The following is a 24,464-nucleotide window of genomic DNA, read 5'->3' as shown; positions in this document are numbered from 1 at the left end:
GACCCGAGATGACGGGTGTGCTTCTGTGCTGCGATGATCGTTGTCGGGCGGATAGGATCGCCTCTTGGTGGACATGGCCGGACGGTGGGCAGGCAACCGGCCAACGAGCCAGATCGTCGTCCGGGCAGCCGGTCTCCCGGCGACCGCGGAGGGGAGCCGGCTCCGGTGGGAAGATTCGACCTGAACCGTGAGGCGCTGGCCAAGCTGCGCGTCACGGTGAACACCCAGGGGGGAAGACTCGCCGGCGTCGGCGACGACTTCCCGGCCAAGGGCGGCACGAGTTCCTCGATCTTCGGGACCCTGGCGGGTGCCCAGGAGCTCGCCGACGCGATCGGCAGGGTCGAAGGGTACGCCGACCGGGAGCTGGGCACGGTGAAGAGCCGCCTTGACGGCGTCGAGCGTGCTCTCGACACCATCGAGGAGAACGTGACCAGGGCCGAGCGGAACACCGGTAACCACCTTCCTGTCCTATGACCGACATGAACGCCGTGGCGGCGCTGCCCGGAGGGCAGGTCCTGGCCGCGCTGGTGAAGAGGACGGACGGGGATCCCGCCGCGATCCGGGCGATCGCCACCCGCTGGCGTGGGGCGGCCGGCTCGTCCGCCGAGCCGTTCACGTTCCTGAAGAAGGCGGTCGACCAGGTGGACACCGCCTGGAAGGGCGCCTCCGCCGACGCCTTCGTGGCGTACATGCGGCGCTACAGCAGTGCGGGCACCTCCCTGCGGGACACGATGGGCGACTGCGCGACCTCCCTGGAGGCCGCCGCCGGCGCCGTCGAGACGGCGAGGACGAACACCGAGCGCGTCTGCGACGACCTGCTGGCCCGGGTGGCGGAATACCGGCGTCGCAACCCGCACGCCACTCCGGAGCAGCTCGAACCGGGCATCGGCGAGGAGGTCGAGAGGGCGGTGTTCCTCGTGCGGGGACACGTCGACTCGGCCGAGACCGCGCTGTCCACCGCGCGGCGCGAGATCGACAAGCATCTCGGCGACGCCACGGTGTTCTCCGCCATCCCGGCCGCGGGAGACCAGAGTTTCGTCCCCGGCCCCGGACGCGTCACCCCATGGGTGCCGGTGGCCCGGGAGGACGAGCCCCGCACCACCACGCTCGCCGGTACGGAACCCGGCTCACAAGGCGGCAGCGGTGGCGGACAGGGTGGCGGGGGATCGTCGTCGGGGAACCACGAGGGCGGCTCGGGCGGTGGCGGCGGAGGAGGCCGGGCGATCCCGTTCACGGTGACCGGCGACGGCAGCGGAGCCGACATCGTGGCCGCCGCGAGGAGCCACATCGGCAAGCCCTACGTCTGGGGCGCGGACGGCCCCGACGCGTTCGACTGCAGCGGCCTGGTGCACGTCTCGCTGAACGAGGCGGGAATCAGGATCGGAGACAACACCGCCGCCGGATACCAGGCGAGCGGCAAGCCGATCACCGGCCCGCCGCAGCCGGGCGACATCGTCTTCTTCGGATATCCGGCGAGCCACTGCGGCGTCTACCTGGGCGACGGTATGATGATCGCCGCCCCGAAGCCGGGAGACCACGTCAAGATCCAGGCGGTGGCCGGGGCGCACCCCATCACCTACCGGCGCTTCACCTGAGCGTCCGTACGAGGATCGGATGAGGACGACCGGCCTGGCCGGGGCGCCACGGTGCCGCCGGGCCCGACACCGCCTCGGCGGGCGACCGGCCTCGGGCCGTTCCCGGAGGCACGCGTGTCATGTTCGGGGGCCCGTGTGTCGTACGGGGCGGTTTCCTGCTTCTAAGCTCAGGGGGTGGCGAAATACTTTGATGTGCATCCGAGCAGTCCCCAGCCCCGGCTCATCGGGCAGGTGGTCGATCTTCTGCGTGCCGACGGGCTGATCGCGTACCCGACGGACTCGGGCTACGCGCTGGGTTGCCGGCTGGGCAACAAGGAGGGCATCGACCGGATCAGAGAGATCCGCGACCTCGGAAGTGACCATCACTTCACCCTGGTCTGCAGGGACTTCGCGCAGTTCGGTCAGTTCGTGCATGTGAGCAACGCGCTGTTCCGCTCGGTCAAGGCGGCGACCCCCGGTGGTTACACGTTCATCCTGCCCGCCACCAAGGAGGTGCCGCGGCGGCTGCTGCACCCCAAGAAGAAGACGGTCGGCGTCCGGATCCCCGATCACGTCGTCGTGCAGGCGCTGCTGGCCGAGCTCGGCGAACCGCTGGTGTCGAGCACGCTGCTGCTGCCCGACGAGACCGAGCCCCTGACACTGGGCTGGGACATCAAGGAGAGGCTCGACCACGCGGTGGACGCCGTCATCGACTCCGGCGAGTGCGGCGCCGTCCCGACAACGGTCGTCGATCTCTCGCAGGACGAGCCCGAGATCCTCCGCCGGGGCACCGGAGACCCGTCCCTCTTCGAGTAGGGATGCCGTGCGTGGCGCGGTCGATCTGTGGGGTGGCGAGTGGCGTTGCAGGACAGCGGTCCACTGCCACGTCAATGGCCGGTGATCTCGAGTGGAGCGGCGATGGGCGGGTGGCCGCGGACGCGGGCACCCGCCCATCGGTCCGTGGCCCGGTCCGCGGTGTCAGGCGGTGCCGGGGCCGGGCCACGGAGTCGGGGTCCGAAAGGGCGAAGGATCAGGGCAGGTAGATGTTCGGCTGCGGCGGGGTGGGCATGCCGTCGCCGATGAAGAAGCCCGGGTGCGGTGGCTGGTTGTAGGCGGTGTTCTGCCAGGCCAGGGCGACCCGGTACTGCGGGTCGTGCAGCAGGGTGTGGATCTTGGTGGTGGTCGTGATCGGCGTGCTGTAGATCCGCAGCGCGGTGTTGTTCGAGGTGGGCCAGATGACCTCCTCGCGCCAGTCGCCGAGCAGGTCGCCCGAGAGGGACGGGGTGGACTTGGTGCCGTTGTTGGAGTGCACCCCGGAGGCGGTCAGCAGCCGGGTGTCCCCGCCGGTGCCGTACTTGTCGATGCGGGTGGCGTCCACCAGCTCGCGGACCGGGTCGCCGTCCCACCAGGCGAGGAAATTGGCCGAGGAGGGGGTGCGGCCGACCGAGGCCCCGGAGGAGTTGTACAGGTTGCCCATGTTGGTTCCCGCGCCCCAGAACTCCGCTCCCGGGCTGCCCGCGTAGATGTCGGCGGCCACGCCGCGGCCGGGTCCCTCCACGCCGCCGTTGCCCGGACGCTGCCAGATGACCTGCCCGGTACGGGCGTCGTGCACGTCGGCCGCGGGCTGGTCACCCGCCTCGTGGATGGTGAACACCTCCAGGCCCGACCGGCTCGGGATCAGGTCGCCCACGTGCAACGCGTCGCCGTGCCCGAAGCCGGTGCGGTACATGCCGACGCCGTTGTCGTCGATCGTGGCCGAGCCGTAGATGATCTCCTGTCTGCCGTCGGCGTCCACGTCGGCGATGGACAGGCTGTGGTTGCCCTGCCCGGCGTAGCCGCCGTTGCCCGAGGAGTTGGAGTCGAACGTCCAGCGGCGGGTCAGTGAGCCGTTGCGGAAGTCCCAGGCGACGACGACCGATCGGGTGTAGTAGCCGCGCGCCATGATCAGGCTCGGCCGCCGGCCGTCCAGGTAGGCGGTGCCCGCCAGGAACCGGTCCACCCGGTTGCCGTAGTTGTCGCCCCAGGAGGAGACGGTGCCGCGCGGCGGCTCGTAGTTGACGGTCGACATCGCCGCGCCGGTCTGGCCGTTGAACATCGTCAGGTACTCGGGACCGGCCAGGATGTATCCGGAGGAGTTGACGTGGTTGGCGCCGGCGTTGCCGATGGTGGTGCCGCGGCCGTCGACCGTGCCGTCGGCGGTCTTCATCGCCACCTCGGCCCGGCCGTCGCCGTCGTAGTCGTACACCTGGAACTGGGTGTAGTGGGCGCCGGCGCGGATGTTGCGGCCCAGGTTGATCCGCCACAGCCGGGTGCCGTCGAGTTTGATCCCGTCGATGTAGACCGGGCTGGTGGTCCCCGACTGGGAGTTGTCCTTGGCGTCGTTGGGCTCCCACTTGAGCACCAGGTCCAGCCTGCCGTCGCCGTCCAGGTCGCCGGTGCTCGCGTCGCTGGCCGTGTGATTGCCGCTGGGCGGGCTGATCGGCACGTCCAGGTAGCCGTTGCCGAAGCGCAGCGAGGTCTCCGAGTCCGCCTGCTCGGTGCCGCCCACCACGGCGCGCACCGTGTACGAGGCGTCGGCCGCGGCACCCTGGTCCAGGTAGTTGGTGGAGTCGGTGACGCCGGCGATCCGGGTGCCACCCCGGTAGACGTTGAACGTGGTGTCGCGGGACTCGGTGCCCAGCAGGCGCCAGGAGACCAGGTTGCCGTTGCCGGAGCGCACGCTGATCAGGCCGCGGTTCAGCTTCTCCATCTGCTTGGCGTCGCCGGGCACCGGGTCGGTGCCGCCGATCTTCACGAGTTGCCACTGCTGGTTGGCGCCGTTGAGGTCGGTGTACTGGGAGACGCGGCCGCCGTCGGCGGTGGACCATTCCCAGGTTTCGAGGGCTTTGCCGCTGTTGCGGTTGATCAGGCGGATATGGTTGGCGTCGCTGTCGACGACGCGGAACTGCTGGTTGGTGCCGTTGTTGTCGCTCCACTGCACGACGTTGGCGCCGTCGGCGGTGGAGCGGGAGGCGATGTCGATGACCTTGCCGCTGTGGCGGGAGCGCAGCCGGTAGTAGCCGCCGCCGGAGTCGACGAACTGCCACTGCTGCCAGGCGCCGTCGTTGCGGGACCACTGGACGAGGGGGGCGCCGTCGTTGGTGGCGAGGTCGAGGACGTCGATGGCTTTGCCGCTGTGCCGGTTCACCAGGAGATACCAGGCACTGGTGTCGATCGTCGCGGCGGCGGCCGGGCCGGCGGCCACCAGTGACTGGCACAACGCGAGCAGCAGCGCGACGGCTGCCGCGCAGGCGATGCCGGTACGGCGGCGCACGCGTCGCGGGGGAGGGCTGGCGGGTCTGTTCACGGGGGGGTACCTCTCGTTACGGACGATAGGTCCACGAACGCGCGACGGATGCTGATGGCGCTGATGTTTCCGCCGGATGCCTGGAACCTCACAGGCGGGAAGGCGGATGTGTGCCAAGTGTTGGCATCGGCGTCACGGCCGTCAAGAGAGGTGCGAGATTCCCGGAGTCCCTGACGCGCGGCCGGTGTTCCGCATGGCTCTCGCGGTCATCGTCGGCCGGTGGCCACTGTGCGCGTCACCTGCGCGTCACCTGCGCTTCCCCGGCGGCCGGAGCCGCGGGCCGACGTCGTCTTCCCGCTTCGCGGCGGAGTCGGCTCGGTACTGAAAGTTTCAGTGCGGCCCGGCCGGAGGCGTGACTCCTTTGAGCCGTCCCGTCCTGGACGGCTCAAAGGAGTTCGGTCGCTCAGTCGTCGTGGTGGCCCTCCGGGACGCCGTCCGAGGTGATGGCGCCGTCTCCTGGCGTGCTCGTCAGGTAGGTGTGCTGGTGGCCGTTGCCGGCGTCGACGTTGAGCTGGTCGAGCTGGGTGGCCGCGACGGACCACATCGTGACGGCGGTGGAGCGCTGGCGTGCGGCGAGGTCGAGGAGGTCCTTGCGGGACCCCTCGGGGAGCCGCAGGCCGGCCGCGTAGGTGTCGACCGCGGTGACCAGAGCGGTCACCGCGCTGCGGAGTCCGCCGCGCGCCACGTTGGTCCCGGTCGCTCCCGAGGGGGCGGGGGCGTGCTTCTCCGCGGTCTCGCGGAGGATCCGCTGCCATTCCTCGACCCGCTCGCGCGCCGCCGGTGGCGCGTCGGAGGTTCCTTCCACCGGGAGTGCCTCGGCGAGCCCGGCCAGGATCTTGTTCAGGTCGTCGGCAGTCGTGCGCGCCAGGGTGGTCAGCTCGGTGATCTGCTGGACGTCTCGCTTGGCCTCCGCCTCTCGCATCTCGGCGATGGCGTTCTGGGTGGCGTCGGGGCGGCCGCTGTTGTAGCCGATCAGGGCTCCGAGGGATCCGGCTATCAGGGTGGTGGCGAGGACGGCGGCGACGTAGCCGGTCGCTTTCGACCGGCGGGTGTCGGTCTGGGATCGGGCCGCCGCCGGCCCGCCCGTCTTTCGAGCCACCTTCTGAGCCACTGACGACTCCTTTCCCTGATCTGCTCGCTCTCCTCCGGGAACCCGGTGGACAGCTGACGCCGAGATTACTGTTTTCCAGGATCTCCGTCCATTTTTGGCCGTATCATCCAGCGCCTTCGCCGCCGAGACGGCGAAAGGCCGGTGAGCGGGGGAGAACATCACCGCCGACGGCGCGTGAACGGTATCGCCCGGAGCGGAGCGAGGCTCGAAGTCCTGTTAGCGTTACCGCATGGGGGTTGAGCTGCTTTGAAGGCGAAATCGAATGACGGCCTGCCACGTTCCAGGCCCGCGGTGCTGGAAGACGTCGCCGCGCTCGCCGGGGTGTCGGCGATGACCGTGTCGCGGACCCTGAACGCGCCCGAGCGGGTGCAGGCGAAAACCCGGGAGCGGGTGCTGGCCGCGGTGCGGGAGCTGGACTACCGGCCCAACACCGCCGCACGTCAGCTCGCCACCGGACGGTCCGGGGTGCTGGGCGTGGTCAGCATCGACACCACCCTGTACGGTCCGGCCTCGACCCTCTACAGCATCGAACGCGCCGCCAGGCTCAACGACTACTCCGTGAGCATCGCGAGCCTGAGCATGCTCACCCGTCGCTCGATCGAGGAAAGCCTGCGCCAGTTTCAGTCCCAGTCGGTGGACGGCGTCATCATCGTCGCGCCGCACGAGTCGGCGGCCGACGGCTTGCGTCACCTGTCGTCGAAGATTCCGGTGGTCGCGGTCGACGCCGGGGCGGGCCTTTCCGTTCCCGTCGTCACGGTGGATCAGCGGGCGGGAGCCGCGCGGGCGACCAGGCACCTGCTCAGCCTCGGCCATGAGACGGTGTGGCATCTGGCGGGCCCGGCGAGCTGGATCGACGCCAACGGCCGGGTCGAGGGCTGGCGCGAGGTGCTGGAGGCCGGGGGGCATCGGGTGCCCGAGGTGTCGCGCGGGGACTGGAGTTCGCGCTCCGGTTACCAGCTCGGCCGGCGTCTGGCGCAGGACCCCGAGGTCACGGCCGTCTTCGTGGGCAACGACCAGATGGCGTTGGGGGTGCTGCGCGCGTTGCGCGAGGCCGGGCGGCGCGTTCCCGAGGACGTCAGCGTGGTGGGTTTTGACGATGTGCCGGAGTCCGCCTATTTCTGGCCTCCGCTCACGACGGTCCGGCAGGATTTCGAAGAGGTCGGCAGTCACGCCTTCCACGTGTTGCTCGACCAGATGGCGGGCAGGTCGAGCCAGGTACGGCGGCTGGTGGAGCCCGAACTCATCGTGAGGGAGAGCACCGGACCCTCACGGGGCTGACGTGCCGCCCGGTCGTCTTCGGCCGGCCGCGGTCGGCGCGGGGGCCGCGATCTTTCCGACCGCCTTGATACCGGGGCGTGTACCGGCGAAAAGACCGGCTCGCCGATCGGGCTGAAACATTTCGGACGCGAAGGTGCCGTCAAATCGCTCACGTCTGAGCTGCGGTTGAGGCGTGCGCGACCTTCACAGGTGACAGGATCATCTGACTGATGCCTTGACGTGCCTTTGTAAGGCGCTTATATTTCCGCAATATTAATAAAAAATCTTGAAAGTTTCAGTCTCCGGATCTCCGATGCTTCTGTCCGGCAGCGTCAGGTGACGCCGTCGCAGGCCGAAAGGATGGCATGCGAGAAAGGGAACTCCACGACCTGGATTCCGCGTCGAGTGGGTTCGCCCGGTGAAAGGGGCCCCGGGGAGCGCAGACCTCTCCTGCCGGCCGGGCCGAGCCGCCAAGGACGCCGGATGAGGCCGGGGACCCGCGAATGAGCGCGACCAGGACGATCGACGCCTCGCCCGACAATCAGGATCCGCGCGAGTCGAGTCCCGGCCCCGTCCGCCGGAAGCGCACTTCGGGCCGCACCTGGCGGCAGGCGTTGCGTCACGACTGGCAGCTGTACTCGCTGGCGATCCTCCCACTGCTGTTCTTCGCGATATTCCGGTATCTGCCGATGATCGGCAACGTGATCGCCTTCCGGAAGTTCGAGCCCGGTGGCAGCGTGCTGGGCGAGGAGTGGGCGGGCCTGCGCTACGTGCGGATGTTCCTGAACGATCCGACGTTCTGGCAGGTGTTCACCAACACACTGGTGCTCGGCGCCCTGACCCTGCTGTTCTGCTTCCCGATGCCGATCGTGCTCGCCCTGCTGATCAACGAGGTGCGGCAGCGGCGCCTCAAGCGGTTCGTCCAGTCGATCTCCTACCTGCCGCACTTCCTGTCGATCGTGGTCGTGGCCGGTCTCGTCATAGAGCTGCTCTCGGTCGACGGGCCGGTGAACCAGATCCTGCGCGCGGCGGGCGACGATCCCATCTCGTTCCTGCAGCAGCCGGAGTGGTTTCGGACGATCTACGTCTCCTCGGAGATGTGGCAGACCGTCGGGTGGGGGACGATCCTCTATCTCGCCGCGCTCACCACCATCGACGACCAGTTGTACGAGGCGGCGAGGATCGACGGCGCGGGCCGGTGGCGCCAGACCTGGCACGTGACCCTCCCCGGCATCCGGCCGACCGCGGTCACCTTGCTGATCCTGAACATCGGCGCGTTCATGGCGGTCGGGTTCGAGAAGGTCCTGCTGCTCTACAACCCGCTGACGTACCCGACGGCGGACGTGATCTCCACGTACCTGTACCGCATGGGCGTCGTTTCCAACAACTTCAGCTACGCCACGGCGATCGGCCTGTTCGAGGCCCTGATCGGGCTGATCCTGGTCCTGTCGGCGAATCTCATCTCCCGGCGCACGGTGGGGACGAGCCTGTGGTGACCGTGGACGCCTCCAGGGGCTACCGGGTGTTCCAGGCGGTCAACGCCGTCGTCCTGGCCGCCGTCGTGATCGTGACCCTGTATCCCTTCGTCAACGTCGTCGCCCGTTCGCTGAGCGACGAGGCCGCCATCCGCTCGGGTCAGGTCAACCTCATCCCTCGCGGGTTCACCCTCACGACGTACGAGTACCTGATCTCTGATCCGACGTTCTGGACGAACTACCGCAACACCGTGGTGTACACGGTCGTGGCCACGATGATCGCGATGTTCATGACCACCTGTTACGCCTACGTCCTGTCCAAGAAGCATCTCAAGGGGCGCAGGTTCCTGATCGGGATCGCCGTCTTCACCATGTTCTTCTCCGGCGGCATCATCCCCAACTACGTCCTGATCACCAGTCTCGGGATGAAGGACAGCATCTGGGCCATCGTCCTGCCGAACGCCATCAGCGTCTTCAATCTTCTGATCATGAAGGCGTTCTTCGAGGCGCTGCCGGTCGAGCTGGAGGAGGCCGCCGCGATCGACGGCATGAGCACCTACGGCATCCTGCTGCGCATCGTGCTGCCGCTGTCGAAGGCGGTGATCGCCACGATGGTGCTCTTCTACGCCGTCGCCTTCTGGAACTCGTGGTTCGCCGCCTTCCTCTACATGAGCCAGTCCGACCTCTTCCCGGTGACCGTCTTCCTGCGCAACCTGATCGCCGGAGCCACCGGCGCGTCGTCGGTGGGCGCCGACGCGACGAACATGACGGTGGCCGCCAACATCAAGGCGGTGACGATGGTGCTCACCATCCTGCCCATCCTGGGGGTCTACCCCTTCGTCCAGCGCTACTTCGTCACCGGTGTCACGCTCGGCGCGGTCAAGGGGTAGCCCCGCCGCCCGCACTCAACCCGTTTCCGAATCCGAGAAAAAGGGGCTCCATGTACCAGATGAACCGGCGTCAGGCGATGGTCGCGATGGGCGCCTTCGCCGTACTCGTGGGCTGCGGCAGTGACGACTCCAAGAAGCAGGCCGACGACCTCTCGGCGAACCGGGAGGGCGCGATGCCCGGCTACGGCGCCGGCACCGGGTTCAAGGCCACCGCCCCGCTCTCGTTCACCGTCCTGTACAACAACCACCCGATCTACCCGATCAAGAACGACTGGCTGTTCTGGTCGGAGCTCGGCAAGCGGACCAACGTGACGTTCCAGCCGAGTGTGGTGCCGCTCAGCGACTACGAGAACAAGCGCAGCCTGGTGATCGGCGCGGGTGACGCCCCGCTCATCATCCCCAAGACGTATCCCAGCCAGGAGACCCCCTTCGTCGCCTCCGGCGCCATTCTGCCGGTGAGTGACTACCTGGACCTGATGCCGAACTTCAAGGAGAAGGTCGCCAAGTGGAACCTGCAGCCTGACCTGGACACGCTGCGGCAGTCGGACGGCCGCTTCTATCTCCTGCCCGGTCTTCACCAGGAGCCCTGGGTGGAGTACTCCCTGGCGATGCGCGCGGACATCCTGGAGGAACTCGGGCTGGAGATCCCGGGGACCTGGGAGGAGTTTCGCACCGTGCTGAAGGCGATGAAGGAGAAGTATCCCGACTCCTACCCCCTGTCCGACCGCTGGGGGACCCTCACGCCCGGCGCCAGCCTGCTGAACGTCATCGGCACCTCCTACGGCGCTCCCGGCGGATGGGGCTACGGGGAAGGGGTGAAATGGGACCCCGCCCTGCAGAAGTTCGCCTTCACCGGCGCGATGGATCAGTACCGGCAGATGCTGGAGTATCTGCACACGCTGGTGGAGGAGAAGCTGCTCGACCCGGAGAGCTTCACGCAGTCCGACGACCAGGCGATCCAGAAGCTGGTCTCCGGCAAGTCCTTCGTGATCAGTTCGAACGCGCAGACCCTGGTCAACGAGTATCGGCCGCCGCTGCAGAAGGCGAACCCGAAGGCGAGGCTCGTGAAGATCCCCGTGCCCGTCGGCCCGCTCGGACCCATCAAGTACGGCGCGGGCAACACCCGTCTGGAGAACGGCGTCATGATCTCCAAGAAGGCCCGCGACAGCAAGAACTTCGTCGCCATGATGCAGTTCATCGACTGGCTGTGGTACTCCGACGAGGGGCAGGCGTTCGCCAAGTGGGGCGTCGAGGGGGTCACCTACACCAAGGACGCGTCGGGGAAGTACAAGCTCACCCCCGACGTCGACTTCGTCGGGCTCAACCCCAAGGCGCCCAAGCACCTGCAGAAGGACTTCGGCTTCTCCAACGGCGTCTTCGCCTACGGCGGGTCCACCGAGCTGCTGCAGTCGACCTTCTCCGAGGAGGAGATCGCGTTCCAGAAGGAGATGAACGCGAGGAAGACCTTGCCGGTGCCGCCCCCGCACCCGCTCACCGACGAGGAGCGCGAGCAGGTGACGCTGTGGCAGACGCCGCTGAAGGACCACGTCACCCAGAACACGCTCCGGTTCATCCTCGGCAAACGCGATCTGAGCGAGTGGGACGCCTACGTCAAGGAACTCGAGGCGAACAACATGCGCGCCTTCGTCGACATGGTGAACGGCGCCTACGAGCGGTACAAGAAGCAGCACGGTTGACAGCCACCCCTGCCGGAAGGAGGAGGGCCCCCGCCGCACCGCCGGCCGCCCACCAGGACGAGGGTTTCCACACTGGAGATGTTCGATGAGCGACACGCTGCCCGACAGGATGGCCGGAATCCGGTTCGGCGAAGGGCCCCTGGCGCGCGCCTGCGCGCTCGTCTACACCCTCGCGGTGGTCGAGTCGCTCTTCCTGCTCACGGCCGTGCCCGGCCTGGCCGGGCTGGTGCTGCTCAGCCGCGACGCCGGCAACATCCCGCTGGCGGCGCTCTGCCTGATCCCGGCCGGTCCCGCCCTCTCGGCCGCGCTGTACGCGCTGCACCACCGCCGCCTGGATCTCACCGATCTCCGTCCCGGGGCGGCGTTCTGGCGTGGCTACCGGGTCAACCTCCGAGGGGTCGTGAAACTCTGGGTCCCCTGGCTGCTGTGGATGGCCGTCATCGGATCGAACCTCGCCGTCGCCGGCGTCGGGGGATGGTGGGCGGTGTCGTCGGTCGTCATCGCCGTGGCGGCGACCCTCTGGATCGCGAACGCGCTGGTGATCACCTCTCTTTTCGCGTTCCGCGCACGAGACGTCGCCCGCCTGGCCGCGTACTTTCTCACCCGTTCCCCCCGGGCGTCGCTGGGCAACGCCTGCCTGCTGGTCCTGGCGGCGACCGTCACGCTGATCGCCTCCGAGGTGGCGGCGGTGCTGCTCGCCTCGGTGCTGGCCTCGCTGCTCCTGCTGAACGGCCGCACGATGATCGCCGAGGTGAGGGAGAGATTCACGGCCTGAGCGCCGAGCGTCGAGAGGTCGCCTCCACCGTCAGGTGGCCGCCGTCAAACCCAAAGGAGTCTCACATTCGATGACGAAGAGAACACCCGTACGGGTCGCGATCGTCGGCACCGGCGGAATCGCGACGGTCTGTCACCTGCCCGCACTGAAAGCCCAGGGCGACCGGGTGCGGATCGTCGCGGCCTGCGACGTCGACACCGAACGCGTCAAGGCCTTCTGCGCCGAGAACTCCATTCCCGGCGTCCACACCGACCTGGCCGAGATGCTGGACGTCGCCCGGCCCGACCTGGTGCACCTGTGCACCCCGCCTGGGCTGCACGCCCGGCAGGCCGAGCAGTGCCTGCTCGCCGGGGCGTGGGTGTGGCTGGAGAAACCCCCGTGCCTGTCGCTGGCCGAGTACGACACGATCACCGCGGCCGAGCAGGCCGGCGGCGCCTACGCCAGCGTCGTCTTCCAGCACCGGTTCGGCGCGGCGGGCCTGCACGCCGCGAGGCTGATCGCCTCCGGCGAGCTGGGCCGTCCCCTCGTCGCGCACTGCAGCACCACCTGGTACCGGCCGCACTCCTACTTCGAGGTGCCCTGGCGCGGGCGCTGGGACACCGAGGGCGGCGGCCCGACCATGGGCCACGGCATCCACCAGATGGACCTGTTGCTGACGTTGCTCGGCGACTGGTCGCAGGTCGCCGCCATGGCGGGGCGCCTGGACCGCGACGTGCAGACCGAGGACGTGTCGGTGGCGAGTGTGCGCTTCGACAGCGGGGCCCTGGCGACGATCGTCAACAGTGTGCTGTCGCCGCGGGAGGAGAGCTACGTGCGCGTCGACCTCGTCGAGGCGACCGTCGAGCTCAGGCACCTGTACGGCTACGGCAACGACGACTGGACCTACACCGCGGCGCCGCACCTGGCCGAAGCCGCGGACGGCGCGGCACGCCAGGAGCGCTGGTCGGCTCCCGGCTCTGAGACGCGCAGCTCCCACACCGCGCAGCTGACCGCGCTGCTCGACGCCTACGACCGGGAAGAACGGCCTCCGGCCAGCGGCCACGACGGGCGCCGCACCCTCGAACTCGTGACGGCGATCTACCGTTCGGCGTTCACCGGGACAACGGTGGCGCGCACCGACCTGACCCCCGGCGACCCCTTCTACCACCGGCTGCACGGCGACGTCGACGGCTGGGCGCCGACGGCCACCACAGGAGGAAACCGATCGTGACCTCGACCGAATCCGCTCTGGCATTGACCCGTCCGGACGACACCGCCTTCACCCTGACCGGGCACGGCGTCGAACTGCTCGGCTACACCTTCGGCTCCGGCGCCGCGCCCTCGGAGTGTCCGGCGCCCTACTTCCATCCGCTGCGTACCCTGGGCGGTCAGGTCGTCTCGGGGCACCGGCCGCACGATCACCGCTGGCACAAGGGTCTGGCCATGACCCTCTCCCACCTGTCCGGGCAGAACTTCTGGGGCGGCCCCACCTTCGAGGGCGGCCCCGGACACGGCTACGTCCAGCGCGACAACGTCGGGACCCTGCGCCACGAGGGATTCGACGCCCTGGAGTGCGACGGCCGGGAACTGACGTTCACCGAGCGGGTCACCTGGCTGACCGCGCGCGGTGAGCGGTGGATCACCGAGCTGCGCACCGTGCGCGTCCACGGCGTCGACCTCGCGAACCGATCATGGATCCTGGAGTTCGGCACCGAGCTGACCAACGTGCGCGGGCAGGAGCTCAGGATCGGCAGCCCCACCACGGCGGGCCGGCCCAACGCCGGATACACCGGCCTGTTCTGGCGAGGGCCCCGCGACATGACCTGGGGAGGCATCCTGGCCGAGGGAGACCTCGAAGGCGAGGAGGTCATGGGACGCAGAGCGGGCTGGCTCGCCTACGGCTCGCCGCACGACGAGGTCGACGCCGCCTCCACCCTGATCTTCGAGCAGCACCCGGACAACGCCGACGCGCCCACCCACTGGTTCGTGCGCAACCAGCCCTTCCCCGCGGTCGCCCCCTCTCTCGCCTTCCACGAGGAACTCGTCCTGCCGGACGGTGACACGCTGGCCCGCCGTTACCGGATCGTCGTCGCCGACGGGCTGTGGGGGCGGGACACCGTCGAGGGCCACCTCAAGGACAACCCATGGTGATCTTCGTCGCCGGGACCGCGGTGTCCTGGCCGAAGAGCGGCGCCCGACTGTCCTAAGCGTTGCCCGGATGCGAGACTTCGCGCTATGACGGAAAAGGAGTCGCGTTCCCTGATCCCGAACATGCGGCTGGACGAGTTGCTGTCAGAGTTGCAGGGGCGCCTGGAGGCGGTGCTGGCGACCCGTGACCGGGTGCACGCGCTGCTCGAGGCGGTGGTCGCGGTGGGCAGCGACCTGGATCTGGAGACGGTGCTGCGCAGGATCGTGGAGACCGCCACCACCCTCGTCGACGCCACCTACGGCGCGCTGGGGGTGGCCGGCGAGCAGAACACACTCGTCCAGTTCGTCCCGGTGGGGCTGAGCGAGGAGGAGATCGCGCGGATCGAGCACTGGCCGCACGGGCTGGGCCTGCTCGGGTTGCTGATCAAGGAGCCGCAGATCCTGCGGCTGGCCCACATCTCCGACCACCCCGCCTCCTACGGTTTCCCGCCCGGTCATCCGCCGATGGGGTCGTTTCTGGGGGTGCCGGTGCGGGTGCGTGAGGAGGTGTTCGGCAATCTTTATCTGACCGAGAAGCGTGGTGGGGGGGAGTTCGACGAGGAGGACGAGGCGATCGTGACGGCGTTGGCGACCGCCGCGGGGGTGGCGATCGAGAACGCTCGTCTGTATGAGGAGACGCGGCGCCGGGAGATGTGGTTGCAGGCGTCGGCGGAGGTGACCACCAGTCTGCTGTCGGGGGCGGAGCCGCGCGAGGTGCTCGGACTGATCGCGCGGCGGGCGCGGGACCTGGCCGCCGCCGACATCACGATGATCATGCTTCCCGACGCGGACCGCGAGGTCCTGCGCGTGATGATCGCCGACGGCCCGGAGGCCGGCAGGATCGACCGGGCCGGGGTGGACGTCACGGGTTCGCTCCCCGGCAGGGCCCTGCTGGGCGGCGAGCCGGTCATGGTCGCCGATCTCGGCGAGGCGGACCTGCCCGCTGCCCTCATCCGGGATCTGACGGTGGGCCCCGCCGCCGCGGTGCCGCTGGGTGTGGCCGGGGTGGTGCGTGGAGTACTGGTGCTGGGTAAGCGACCGGGCCGCATCCCGTTCAGCGGCAGCGAGCTGCGGGCACTGCACTCCTTCGCCGGGCAGGCGGCGGTCGCGCTGGAACTGGCCGAGGCCCGCCAGGACGCCGAGCGGCTGGGGCTGCTGGAAGACCGCGACCGGATCGCCAAGGACCTGCACGACGTCGTCATCCAGCGGCTCTTCGCCATCGCGATGACCCTGATGAGCATCGTGCGCCTCGTCGAGCATCCGGAGGCCTCCGAGCGGCTCCAGCACGGGATCAACGAGCTGGACGAGACCATCCGGCAGATCCGCTCGACCATCTTCGCCCTGCAGACCCCCCGCGATGCCGAGGAGCCCAGCCTGCGCGCGCGGATCGTGGAACTGGTCGAGGGCGCGCGCGGGCACCTGGGCTTCATGCCCGGCCTGCGGATGGAAGGACAGCTCGACCACAAGGTGCCCGCCCCGGTCGCCGAGCACCTGCTGGCCGTCCTGCGCGAGGCGCTGTCCAACATCGTGCGTCACGCCAAGGCTTCCAAGGCCGACGTCTTCGCCGAGGCGGCCGACGACCGGCTCACCCTCACCGTCACCGACAACGGCGTCGGCCTGCCCGGCGAGGGCAAACGCAGCGGCCTGCGCAACATGCAGGAACGCGCCACGGCGCTCGGCGGCTCCTTCGAGGTCGACTCCTCCCCGCGGGAGGGGACCCGGCTGACCTGGCACGTCCCCCTCACCTGACGGCGGGACGGCACCGGGGCCTCGGACACGGTGACGGAGGCTCCTCGGCCAAGGGATCTTTACCGCCGTCGCGGGCCGGTCGCCCGCCGGTGTGACGGCGCCTTGGGCACCATGGGGAGGGGAGGACGTCATGATCGTAGTAGGAGTCGACGGTTCGCCGGCCGCGCTCGCGGCCGCGGGCTGGGCGGCGCGGGAGGCCGCGGCGCGCGGTGGCACGCTGAGCGTCGTGCACGCCATGCCCGCCTGGCCCTTGGAGATCTCGGAAAAAGACCGTTACGCCGATGTGGGCCGCTGGATGCGCGAAGGGGCCACGTCCATGCTGGACGCGGCGGTGGAACGCGTCCGGCAGGAGGATCCACGCGTCGTGGCGGAGCCGCGGCTGCTGGGCGGCGACCCGCGCGCCATCCTGATCGAGGCCGCCGCGGATGCGGAGCTACTGGTGGTCGGCAACCACGGGCTGGGTGGTTTCGCGGGGATGCTGCTCGGTTCGGTCGCGCTGGGGGTCGTCGGGCGGGCCGCCTGCCCGGTGGCCGTCATCCGCGCTCCGTCCGCCTGGCCCGCCGGGGAGGTGGTCGTCGGTGTCGACGGTTCGGAGGCGGGTACGGGCGCCCTGGGCTTCGCCTTCTTCGAGGCGTCCCTGCGCGGCGTCGGCCTGCGGGCGGTGCACGCCTGGAGCCGTCCGGTCGTCGGGGGCGGTCCCTTCGCGGAGGATAGCGCCGAGGTCGAACGTCGTCTGCTGGCCGAGGCCCTCGCCGGCTGGAGCGAGCGTTATCCCGACGTCAAGGTCACCGAGCAGCTCGAAGACGGTCACCCGGTGCGTGTCCTGGCCGAGGTCTCGGCCCGTTCCGGCCTGCTGGTCGTCGGCTCACGTGGTCGCGGCGAGCTGACCGGCCTGTTGCTGGGGTCGGTGAGCCACTCGCTGCTGCACCACGCCGGCTGCCCCCTGGTCGTCACCCCCGCTCCGGCCTCTCCCGGCTCCTCCTGACCGGCCCCTCCCGCGACCGGTGTGCCCTTCGGCCGGCAACGGTCGGGGAGCGGCATGGCCGGAGGCGGTGTGTGTCGCCGGCGTTCGCGTGCGTGCTGTCCTCTCCCTGGTGGTGAGACTCCCCGTTCCCGTCGTGCGCGGCGTGACAGGGCCGAAGGTCCCGCGGGGGAGGGACGTTCGAGAGCGCGACGCGGTCCGTACGGCACTGTGGCCGGGCTCCGGGAAACGGTGTGATGAGTACGTCACGAAGACCGCCGAGCATCACGCGACACCACGAAAAGGGGAGCCGTCATGGCCACCACTCACAGGCACGACGTTCACACCGGGCCGGTCATGGACACCGTCCCCGCGCCGGCCGCCAGGCGTCCGGTCGACTACGTCTGGGCGATCGCCCGGATCAGCCTGGGCTGGATCTTCCTGTGGGCGTTCCTGGACAAGACCTTCGGCTGGGGGTTCGCCACCCCCGCCGAACGCGCCTGGATCAACGGCGGCAGCCCCACCACCGGCTTCCTCAAGGGCACCGGCGAGAACGCCCTGGGCGGGGTGTTCGGCGGCCTGGCCGGACAGGCGTGGGTGGACTGGCTGTTCATGCTCGGCCTGCTGGGCGTCGGTGCCGCCCTCCTGCTGGGCGCGGGCCTGCGCGTCGCCGCCGTGGCGGGCGGCCTGATGATGGTCCTGATGTGGGCCGCCGAACTCCCTCTGCAGACCAACCCCTTCATGGACGACCACCTCGTCTACGCCGTCGTGCTGACCGGCCTGGCCCTGAGCGGCGCCGGCACCACCTGGGGCCTGGGCACCTGGTGGGCCGCCACCCCCCTGGTGCGTCGCTACCCCGTCCTTCGATAACCGTCCCCCGGACACATCCGTCCTCCGAACACCACCCCCGGATCACCCAAGGCTCGCCCCCCGTACGGGGAGCGGGCCTTCTCGTGTCGGCCCGGGGCAGCCCGGGGCGGTCCGGACGTCCTCCACCGTGCCGACACCGTCGCCGGGTGAGCGCGGCGACGGTGAGGCTCTCACCAGCCCAGCTCGTCGCAGCCCAGGTGGTCGGCCGGTTCGACCTGCAAGGTCGCGTGGGCCACGTTGTGGCGCCTGAGCAGCAGGTCGCGGGCCTGGTCCAGGACGGCGTGGCTGTCGGCGCCGTCGGAGGTGACCAGGTGGGCGGTGGCGACGTTCATGCCGGAGGTCAACGTCCACAGATGCAGGTCGTGGACGTCGCGCACGCCCTCGACGGACTCCAGGTCCCTGGCGACGGCGGAGGCGTCCATCCCGGCCGGTACGTGCTGGCCAAGGACCGCGAACACCTGCCGCCCGAGCGAGATGGCGCGCACCGCGACGAAGACACCGATGGCGAGTGCGATCAGCGTGTCCCAGACCGGCTGGCCGGTCGTCGCGACCAGCCATCCGGCGACGATGACACCGACCGACCCGGCGGTGTCGGCCACCACCTCGTAGTAGGCGCCCTTGACGTTCAGGCTCTCGGCCGCGCCCGCGCGCAGCAGCAGCAACACGATCACGTTGATCACCAGGCCGATGGCTCCCACGACGAGCATCGGGCCGAAGGAGACCTCGGCGGTGGCGCCGATGCGGCCCACCGCCTCGGCCACCACGTACACCGCCACGCCGAGCATCAGCAGCACGGCCAGCAGGGAGGCGAACACCTCCGCGCGGTAGGAGCCGTAGCTACGGCGCCCCGTGGTGTCGGGACGGGTGGCGATGCGGGTGGCCACCAGGGCGGCGCCCAGGGTCACCACGTCGGCGGCCATGTGCCCGGCGTCCGACAGCAGTGCCAGCGAGCCCGATATCAGCCCGTAGACCAGCTCGACCACGAAGAAGGAGCCGATCAGGGCGAAGGAGACCGCGAGCCGCCATCGGTGCCGGCCCGCCGCGTGCCCGTGGCCGTGCCCGGTGCCCATCAGCGGGTTCCGTCGCGTTCGGGATGGATGGCCTGGGTGTGCTCGGTGTGGGCGAGCGCGAGGTCGAGCAGCATCCGCACGTGCGCGTCCTCCAGCCGGTAGAAGGCCATCCGGCCGGCCCGGCGAGCCGTCACGACGCGGTGCGCCCGCAGCAGCCGCAACGCGTGGGAGACCGCCGACTCGCTCTGGCCGCTCACCGCGGCCAGATCGCACACGCACATCTCGCCCTCCAGCAGAGCGAGCAGCAACCGCAGGCGGCCGGGATCGGACAGCAGCCCGAACACCTCGGCGGTGTCGGTCAGATCCTGCGCGGCGGGCATCCGCTCACGCACCACCGCCACCCGCGGCGCGTCCACGATCCGGGCTGTACACCCATCTATCGCCACGAATCGCTCATCTGAAGAACTATTCATATATAAAGATTAGCGTTCGCCGGAGGCGGCCTGTCAAGCGACGCCGTGCCCGGGCCTGTCCGGCGGACGGTGGCTCAGCCGCTGAGCAGGTACTCGCGGGCCTTCTCCAGCGGGGAGACGCCGTACTCCTCCTCCACCGCAGAAGCGATCAGATGGCAGAACAGGTGCCGCTGGATCGGGGTGACACCGAGCCGGGCCAGGTGGGCGTAGAGCATGTTGACCACGAGGCGGTGGGCGAGGAACCAGTCCGATTCGAGGATCTCGGTGCGGTGCCGGTCGGTGGACATGAGCACGTCGAAATAGTCGACCCGGTGGCGCTGGAGCACCGGCTGCTCGGAGGCGTCCAGATCGATCTCCTTACGGGCCAGCAGCGGCAGGGCGATCTCCTTGTGGCGGCGGGTGAAGGCGATCCAGTCGCGTACGTGCGGCGCCGGGTCGCCCGCGTCGATCGACGCGACCACGTCGACCACCGTCGCGCGCATCTGCCTGGCGTTCTCGCGGTACCTGGCCTCGAACGCGGCCATGACCGCGTCCCGGTCCTCACAGCACGAGGTGGCCGCCGCGACGTGCGAGCGGTACGACATGTAACCGCGGCTGACCGGAGGGACGCTCACGTGCGCCACGGCGACCATGAGGTCGATGGCGACCGCGAACAGCGCGAGCTCACCCCGGCGGACCCGGTCCAGCGTGCCGAAGACGAGCCGGGTGCTCTCCGCGGCGGACGCGTCGATCAGGTCCGCCAGCGACCGGCCGCCGAAGACGCGCAACCGGTCGTCGTACGGCTCGGTCTGCAGGGAGTTGTCCGGATACCACGGCAGCAGCGGCCCGGTCTCGTGCTCCCGTACGGCGAGCAGGCGGTGGGCGGCGAGATGCTCGTGCTCGTCGAGGCGGGTGGTGGAGGGATGCTCACGCAGATAACCGGTGATCGCCTCGGTCGCGACGGGGAGGATCTCGCGTTCCCAGTCTCGCGGGGTCGCGCGGAAGTTGAGCCGCAGGTGCGGCCCCCGGCGCCAGTGGCGGACGAGGTAGGGCTGCCGGATGAGGCCGTCCAGGCGCTGGAACAGCGGGCGGACGCAGTCCAGGATCAGCGCGTCCTTGTCCCGGTCGTAGTAGCGGATCTGGATGCCGTGCCAGGGGAGGTCGCTCACGGGGTTCCCTCGCATCGTGCAAACCCCTCCAGGGTGACTGCGGTCAGGTAGCGCAGGTGCGCCTCTTCGGCGATCGACAGGCCGAGACGGTTGCAGAACAGGTGGACGCATCGGTCCAGCACGCTCAGGACGTCGTGGCGGTCCGCGTCCGCCGGGGCGTCGACGGCGCCGGAAGTACGGAATGCCTTGCGGGCGCGGACCGGGGAGAAGCGCCCGGCCCGCTGGAGCGCGACAAGGCGCCGGTGCAGGGTGTCGACCGAGCGCCACCAGGCGCCGGGCGAGTCGTACGCGTCGCCGGTGTCGGGGACGCCGCCGGAAGACGGCCCGCCGGCGGAGCGGCCGGCTGTGACGTGGTTCCGGGAGGAGACGGCGCGGGCGGCGATGAGCCGGCACCTCTCCGCCTGTGCGGTGAGGGCTTCGCGCTGCTTGGTGAAGATCTCCACCTGCCGGGCACGGGCCGGTGCCGGATCCCATCGGTCACGCTCTCCGGCCAGCAGGAGGCCCAGGCGGCGGGGGCCGGGTTCCCAGGCGATGAGGGTGAGCATCATCGCGGCGAGGGCGTGGCCCAGCCGCCGCCGGTGGTCGTGCTCGCCGCGCAGGATCGCGAGTGCGATCCTGCTGGAGTCGGTGAAGTGCCGCTCGACGGCGGTGATCGCCTCCGGCCCGCCGAACGTCGCGTACTCGGGCCGGTAGGCGACGGCCTCCACGTGGTCGTCGGGCCGCAGTCGCTTGTCGTAGGCGTCCATGCCCTCCCGCCCGGCGAACTCCCGGGCGAGCAGCGTGTAGCCCTCGCGGTCCCACGGGGCCGTCGTCGGATGCGCCGCGAGGTGCTCTCGCAGCACGGCCGTGGCGTGTTTCTCGATCGTCGTCGCGTCGCCGGGGACGCGCGGCAGCAGGCGGAGCCGCAGATGCGGGCCGCCCTCCCAGTACCGCAGGAAGAAGAACCGGTCGAGCCGTTCGTCCAGCTCCCGCACCAGCCCGTCGACGGCCGTGCGGAGCAGCAGGTCGGTGTCGGTCCGGTGGAAGGCGTGCAGGGAGATCCAGCGGTCAGGCATGGCCCACCTCGACCACGTACTCGCTCACATGGCGGCGGTGATCGGGGTGGTCGCCGCCGCCTCCGAGGTCGGCCGCCGCCTCGAGGTCCGGGAGCGGCTCACGAAAGACGACCATCGATCCGCTCGCGTCCAGCCCTCGGTCGAACAGCGCGACCAGCGCCGGATCGGCCAGATCGAGATAGGTCGGCTTGGCGAGCCGCCCCAGGCGCAACCTGTCGCGTGCCGGCGCGCCGGGATCGGCCGAGGAGACGAAACAACGTTCCGGCAGGGCGTGCTCGGCGAACCAGGCCGCGAGCGCGAGCAGATGCGCCGCGGCGGAGTCCCCCCTGCCTCGGCGCGGGATCTCGCGCACCGGGACGTACCAGGCGGCACGGGCCACGGTGACCCGGCCGACCGACACCCGGGCCGTACGCTCGACGCGGGCCGGCACCGACTCCGGCGGCCGGGAGAAGATCGACTCCAGCCCCATCACCGGGCTGGGCATGTCGCCGAAGAGCTGGAGCAGGAGGCGTGCCGTACGCGGCAGCAGCATGGGCGCGACCATCCCGGTGTACACCGGCAGGAGCGGGGTGTCGTGCCCGGCGCGCGTCAGAACGAGACCGCCGGCGCCGGGCTCGTGCCGGACGGCGAGGTCACGCAGGTCGAACACGGCCGGGCCGCTCGGGACCACACCCGGATAGCCGATCTCCTGGGCCGCCACCGTGGAACGCAGGTTGACGTTGCTGCCGAACAGCCCGGTGATCTCCACCGGCACGCCGCGTTCCGTCCCGAGCGGACGGTTCTCACCGGCGGGAACCCCGGCGACCCGCAGCAGGCGGTGCACGCGGCTGCGCATCGCGCCGTGCCCCGGGCCGAGCCCGTTGAGCACCAGCCGAACCGGCGTCTCCTCCGGCGGGCCGATCGTCTGCACGAAGCACGACAGCGACCCCACGGGACGGACGAACGCGGGACGGCCGGCGGTAAGACCGGCCAGCACCGCCGGATCGACGGTGAGCGGGTCCGGGGTCTGGGGCAGCAGCCCGCGCGCCGCGGCCAGCGCCGCCGCGCGGGCGTCTCGAAGTTCGTCGAGCCGGGGCACGGCGGGCGTCCGGCCTTCCGGGGGCCGCTCCTGCCACGGATACATGAGCGCGTGCAGCTCACCGGCGAGGGTGCCGGGTGCGGCCCGACGGGTTCGCTCGGCGAGCGTTCGGTGGAACCGGCCGAACGGCACCCGCGCGCCGGCGCCGAACCACCGCGCGAACAGGTCGGCGGCGAGCAGCCGGGCGACGCCGTCCCGATCGAAGAGCGCGGCGAAGTCGGTGATCGCGTGCAGGTCGCCCAGGGCGGGACGCCAGGCGGTCAGGCCCAGCCGAGGTCCGGGCGTGGTGAGCACCGCGTTCTCGTGGAAGAGGTTGCGGTCCGGCAGGCGGTCGGCGTCGTCTTCGGCCAGCCGGATGAACGCCGAGCGCACCTTCCGTCGCAGCGCCTCGCGTTCCGACACGCGGGCCGCCTCCGGGTAACGGGCGAGCGCCTCCTGCGCGGCGGCGAGCGCCTTGCCCGCGGGATGCGTGCCGAGCCGATCGGTCAGGTCGGCGAGGTGCGCGGCGGCCTGGTCGGCGACCGGGGGATGGAGTTCCAGCACTCCCAGGTCGAGCAGCCTGCCGAGCGCGCCACCGGCCCTGGTACGGAGATCGTCGTACGGCGGGCGCAGCAGCCGCCGGAGCGGCTCGGAGGCGGCGATGCCGTGGTAGGCGTCCTCCTGGCCGGTCACGTACCACAGGCGGCCGTCGTCCTCGTCGAGGCTCGGGTTGGGCCTGACCACGAAGAGGTCCGCGAGGCCGTCGTCGGCGCGGGCCAGGTCGGTGAGCAGCCGCAGCAGCAGGGGGACGTTCGGCTCGACCGCGCTGCGCCACGCCCACGCCCCCTCCCAGCGGACCGGCTCGCCGTCGTCGCTCCACCGCCCGAGAGCCGCCATCATGAAGGTCGCGTGCGGGCTCGTCTTCGCCACGACGCGGGCCAGGTAGCGGGTGAGGCGGAGCGCGACCTGGCGCGGCGGGGCGGTGCCGGGCGGCGCGGCCAGCCACCGGTGCAGCGCGGCGGACATCGCCGGTCCCGCCTGGAGCACGCCATGGCCGAAGGCATCGGTGCCGACCCACCGGCGCAGCACCTCGTAGGCGTCCCGGCGCTCCTGATCGAGCTCCTCCGGCAGTCGCCGGACGAGCGCGTCATGCCGGTCGAGGTCCGCGATCCAGTCCGCGACGCGCGGAGCGAGGCCGGAACCGACCTCCACCGGCCAGGCGCGGCCCGCCGGGCGTCTCGCGTTGTACAGCGCCCGGCGCAACGCCACCAGCGCCGGCCGCCGCGGACCTGGTCCGACCGCTCCGATCACCGGCTCCAGCTCGTCCGCGAGCCGCCGGCCCTCGTCGGCCAGCCGGCGACGAATCACCAGGATCTCCCGGACGCTCCGCCAGGTGGCCGTGCACCTCAGCTCCGCGAGTGCCGCCACCGGCAGCGCGGCGATTCTGGCGACCACGGTCGCGTCCACCGTGCGACGAGCCGCGTCGATCTCGACGCGTCCCGGCAGGCCACGACGCGTCGAGACCATGTGCGGGGAACCTAGATGAGCCAGCTCGTGCGCCCGGTGAGACCCGAGGCGCCCACCTCGGTGTTACCGAGCCCCATGCCCAGGGCCTTCACGAGATCCTCGCCGGGGAGCTCGACCGTCATCACGTCGAGCGCCTCCAGATCGAGGTGGAGTGGTTCGTTCGTCGCCATTTGAACTCCCATTCCTGCCCGCCGGAGCGGGCTGTGTCGGTGACGATCGTTATCGTAGGCACGGTCAACTGTCTCGTCATCCGGCAGTGGGAGAAATAAATGAGCGGGAGGCGCAAGAGGCGAATGTCAATCGACTCTCGATGCTGCGGCGAT

General features: G+C 70.3%; 21 protein-coding genes. 13 read left to right on the top strand and 8 right to left on the bottom strand.

Features of this window, described 5'->3' with window-relative positions:
• Positions 1-165: 165 nt before the first annotated feature.
• The 3 genes from AB0B96_RS21125 to AB0B96_RS21115 all read left to right on the top strand — a co-directional run bounded on the left by AB0B96_RS21125 (position 166) and on the right by AB0B96_RS21115 (position 2,390).
• The gene (locus tag AB0B96_RS21125) at positions 166-474 is read left to right on the top strand and encodes a hypothetical protein (RefSeq protein ID WP_362900969.1); all 309 of its coding nucleotides are present in this window, start codon (positions 166-168) and stop codon (positions 472-474) included.
• A complete protein-coding gene (locus tag AB0B96_RS21120) occupies positions 471-1,595 on the top strand; it encodes an NlpC/P60 family protein (RefSeq protein ID WP_362900967.1) in 1,125 nt (374 codons plus the stop codon). Before AB0B96_RS21125 ends, AB0B96_RS21120 begins: the two co-directional genes overlap by 4 nt.
• A gap of 174 nt (positions 1,596-1,769) precedes the next feature.
• Positions 1,770-2,390 carry an L-threonylcarbamoyladenylate synthase gene (locus AB0B96_RS21115; RefSeq protein WP_350946163.1) on the top strand — a complete coding sequence of 207 codons (621 nt, stop codon included), beginning with the start codon at positions 1,770-1,772 and terminating at the stop codon, positions 2,388-2,390.
• 214 nt (positions 2,391-2,604) lie between these two features.
• Here AB0B96_RS21115 and AB0B96_RS21110 read toward each other — a convergent pair whose 3' ends face one another.
• Both AB0B96_RS21110 and AB0B96_RS21105 read right to left on the bottom strand, forming a co-directional pair.
• Positions 2,605-4,920, bottom strand: coding sequence for an RICIN domain-containing protein (locus tag AB0B96_RS21110; RefSeq protein WP_362900965.1), 2,316 nt, complete (start codon positions 4,918-4,920; stop codon positions 2,605-2,607).
• Between the two features lie 403 nt (positions 4,921-5,323).
• Positions 5,324-6,031: a hypothetical protein gene (locus tag AB0B96_RS21105; protein ID WP_362900963.1), complete on the bottom strand. Its 708-nt coding sequence runs from the start codon at positions 6,029-6,031 to the stop codon at positions 5,324-5,326.
• 294 nt (positions 6,032-6,325) lie between these two features.
• Here AB0B96_RS21105 and AB0B96_RS21100 point away from each other — a divergent pair, with 294 nt between their 5' ends.
• The 10 genes from AB0B96_RS21100 (at position 6,326) to AB0B96_RS21055 (ending at position 17,871) form a co-directional block, all read left to right on the top strand.
• Positions 6,326-7,309 carry a LacI family DNA-binding transcriptional regulator gene (locus tag AB0B96_RS21100; RefSeq protein WP_350946378.1) on the top strand — a complete coding sequence of 328 codons (984 nt, stop codon included), beginning with the start codon at positions 6,326-6,328 and terminating at the stop codon, positions 7,307-7,309.
• 482 nt (positions 7,310-7,791) lie between these two features.
• On the top strand, positions 7,792-8,784 hold the full coding sequence (locus tag AB0B96_RS21095) for an ABC transporter permease subunit (protein WP_362900961.1): 993 nt from the start codon (positions 7,792-7,794) through the stop codon (positions 8,782-8,784).
• The gene (locus AB0B96_RS21090; RefSeq protein ID WP_350946159.1) at positions 8,781-9,653 is read left to right on the top strand and encodes a carbohydrate ABC transporter permease; all 873 of its coding nucleotides are present in this window, start codon (positions 8,781-8,783) and stop codon (positions 9,651-9,653) included. The genes AB0B96_RS21095 and AB0B96_RS21090 overlap by 4 nt, the downstream gene beginning before the upstream one ends.
• 50 nt (positions 9,654-9,703) lie before the next feature.
• A complete protein-coding gene (locus AB0B96_RS21085; RefSeq protein WP_362900958.1) occupies positions 9,704-11,350 on the top strand; it encodes an extracellular solute-binding protein in 1,647 nt (548 codons plus the stop codon).
• Positions 11,351-11,435: 85 nt separating this feature from the next.
• On the top strand, positions 11,436-12,125 hold the full coding sequence (locus AB0B96_RS21080; protein ID WP_362900956.1) for a hypothetical protein: 690 nt from the start codon (positions 11,436-11,438) through the stop codon (positions 12,123-12,125).
• A 70-nt stretch (positions 12,126-12,195) separates the two neighbouring features.
• Positions 12,196-13,335 carry a Gfo/Idh/MocA family oxidoreductase gene (locus tag AB0B96_RS21075; RefSeq protein ID WP_362900954.1) on the top strand — a complete coding sequence of 380 codons (1,140 nt, stop codon included), beginning with the start codon at positions 12,196-12,198 and terminating at the stop codon, positions 13,333-13,335.
• The gene (locus AB0B96_RS21070) at positions 13,332-14,255 is read left to right on the top strand and encodes a PmoA family protein (RefSeq protein ID WP_362900952.1); all 924 of its coding nucleotides are present in this window, start codon (positions 13,332-13,334) and stop codon (positions 14,253-14,255) included. Before AB0B96_RS21075 ends, AB0B96_RS21070 begins: the two co-directional genes overlap by 4 nt.
• Positions 14,256-14,339: 84 nt before the next feature.
• The gene (locus AB0B96_RS21065) at positions 14,340-16,040 is read left to right on the top strand and encodes a GAF domain-containing sensor histidine kinase (protein WP_362900950.1); all 1,701 of its coding nucleotides are present in this window, start codon (positions 14,340-14,342) and stop codon (positions 16,038-16,040) included.
• Positions 16,041-16,170: 130 nt separating this feature from the next.
• On the top strand, positions 16,171-17,025 hold the full coding sequence (locus AB0B96_RS21060) for a universal stress protein (protein WP_362900948.1): 855 nt from the start codon (positions 16,171-16,173) through the stop codon (positions 17,023-17,025).
• A gap of 333 nt (positions 17,026-17,358) precedes the next feature.
• A complete protein-coding gene (locus AB0B96_RS21055; RefSeq protein WP_350946377.1) occupies positions 17,359-17,871 on the top strand; it encodes a hypothetical protein in 513 nt (170 codons plus the stop codon).
• Positions 17,872-18,041: 170 nt separating this feature from the next.
• Here the strand turns inward: AB0B96_RS21055 and AB0B96_RS21050 are convergent, their stop codons facing one another.
• The 6 genes from AB0B96_RS21050 to AB0B96_RS21025 all read right to left on the bottom strand — a co-directional run bounded on the left by AB0B96_RS21050 (position 18,042) and on the right by AB0B96_RS21025 (position 24,311).
• Entirely contained in the window at positions 18,042-18,941 is a 900-nt protein-coding gene (locus AB0B96_RS21050; RefSeq protein ID WP_362900946.1) for a cation diffusion facilitator family transporter, read from the bottom strand.
• Positions 18,941-19,297, bottom strand: a complete 357-nt coding sequence (locus tag AB0B96_RS21045) for a metalloregulator ArsR/SmtB family transcription factor (protein ID WP_350946151.1) — start codon at positions 19,295-19,297, stop codon at positions 18,941-18,943. Before AB0B96_RS21045 ends, AB0B96_RS21050 begins: the two co-directional genes overlap by 1 nt.
• 131 nt (positions 19,298-19,428) lie before the next feature.
• On the bottom strand, positions 19,429-20,502 hold the full coding sequence (locus AB0B96_RS21040; RefSeq protein ID WP_362900944.1) for a thiopeptide maturation pyridine synthase: 1,074 nt from the start codon (positions 20,500-20,502) through the stop codon (positions 19,429-19,431).
• Complete coding sequence (locus tag AB0B96_RS21035; RefSeq protein ID WP_362900942.1) at positions 20,499-21,557, bottom strand: lantibiotic dehydratase C-terminal domain-containing protein; 1,059 nt, start codon at positions 21,555-21,557, stop codon at positions 20,499-20,501. Before AB0B96_RS21035 ends, AB0B96_RS21040 begins: the two co-directional genes overlap by 4 nt.
• Positions 21,550-24,141: a lantibiotic dehydratase gene (locus tag AB0B96_RS21030; RefSeq protein WP_362900940.1), complete on the bottom strand. Its 2,592-nt coding sequence runs from the start codon at positions 24,139-24,141 to the stop codon at positions 21,550-21,552. The genes AB0B96_RS21035 and AB0B96_RS21030 overlap by 8 nt, the downstream gene beginning before the upstream one ends.
• Before the next feature lie 11 nt (positions 24,142-24,152).
• Positions 24,153-24,311 carry a hypothetical protein gene (locus AB0B96_RS21025; protein WP_350946147.1) on the bottom strand — a complete coding sequence of 53 codons (159 nt, stop codon included), beginning with the start codon at positions 24,309-24,311 and terminating at the stop codon, positions 24,153-24,155.
• Between the last annotated feature and the right edge of the window lie 153 nt (positions 24,312-24,464).

The organism is Streptosporangium sp. NPDC049046, from assembly GCF_040649155.1.
Taxonomy (GTDB): Bacteria; Actinomycetota; Actinomycetes; order Streptosporangiales; family Streptosporangiaceae; genus Streptosporangium.
The sequence above is the reverse complement of the archived record's forward strand: the minus strand, read 5'-3'. Positions and strand labels throughout refer to the sequence as shown.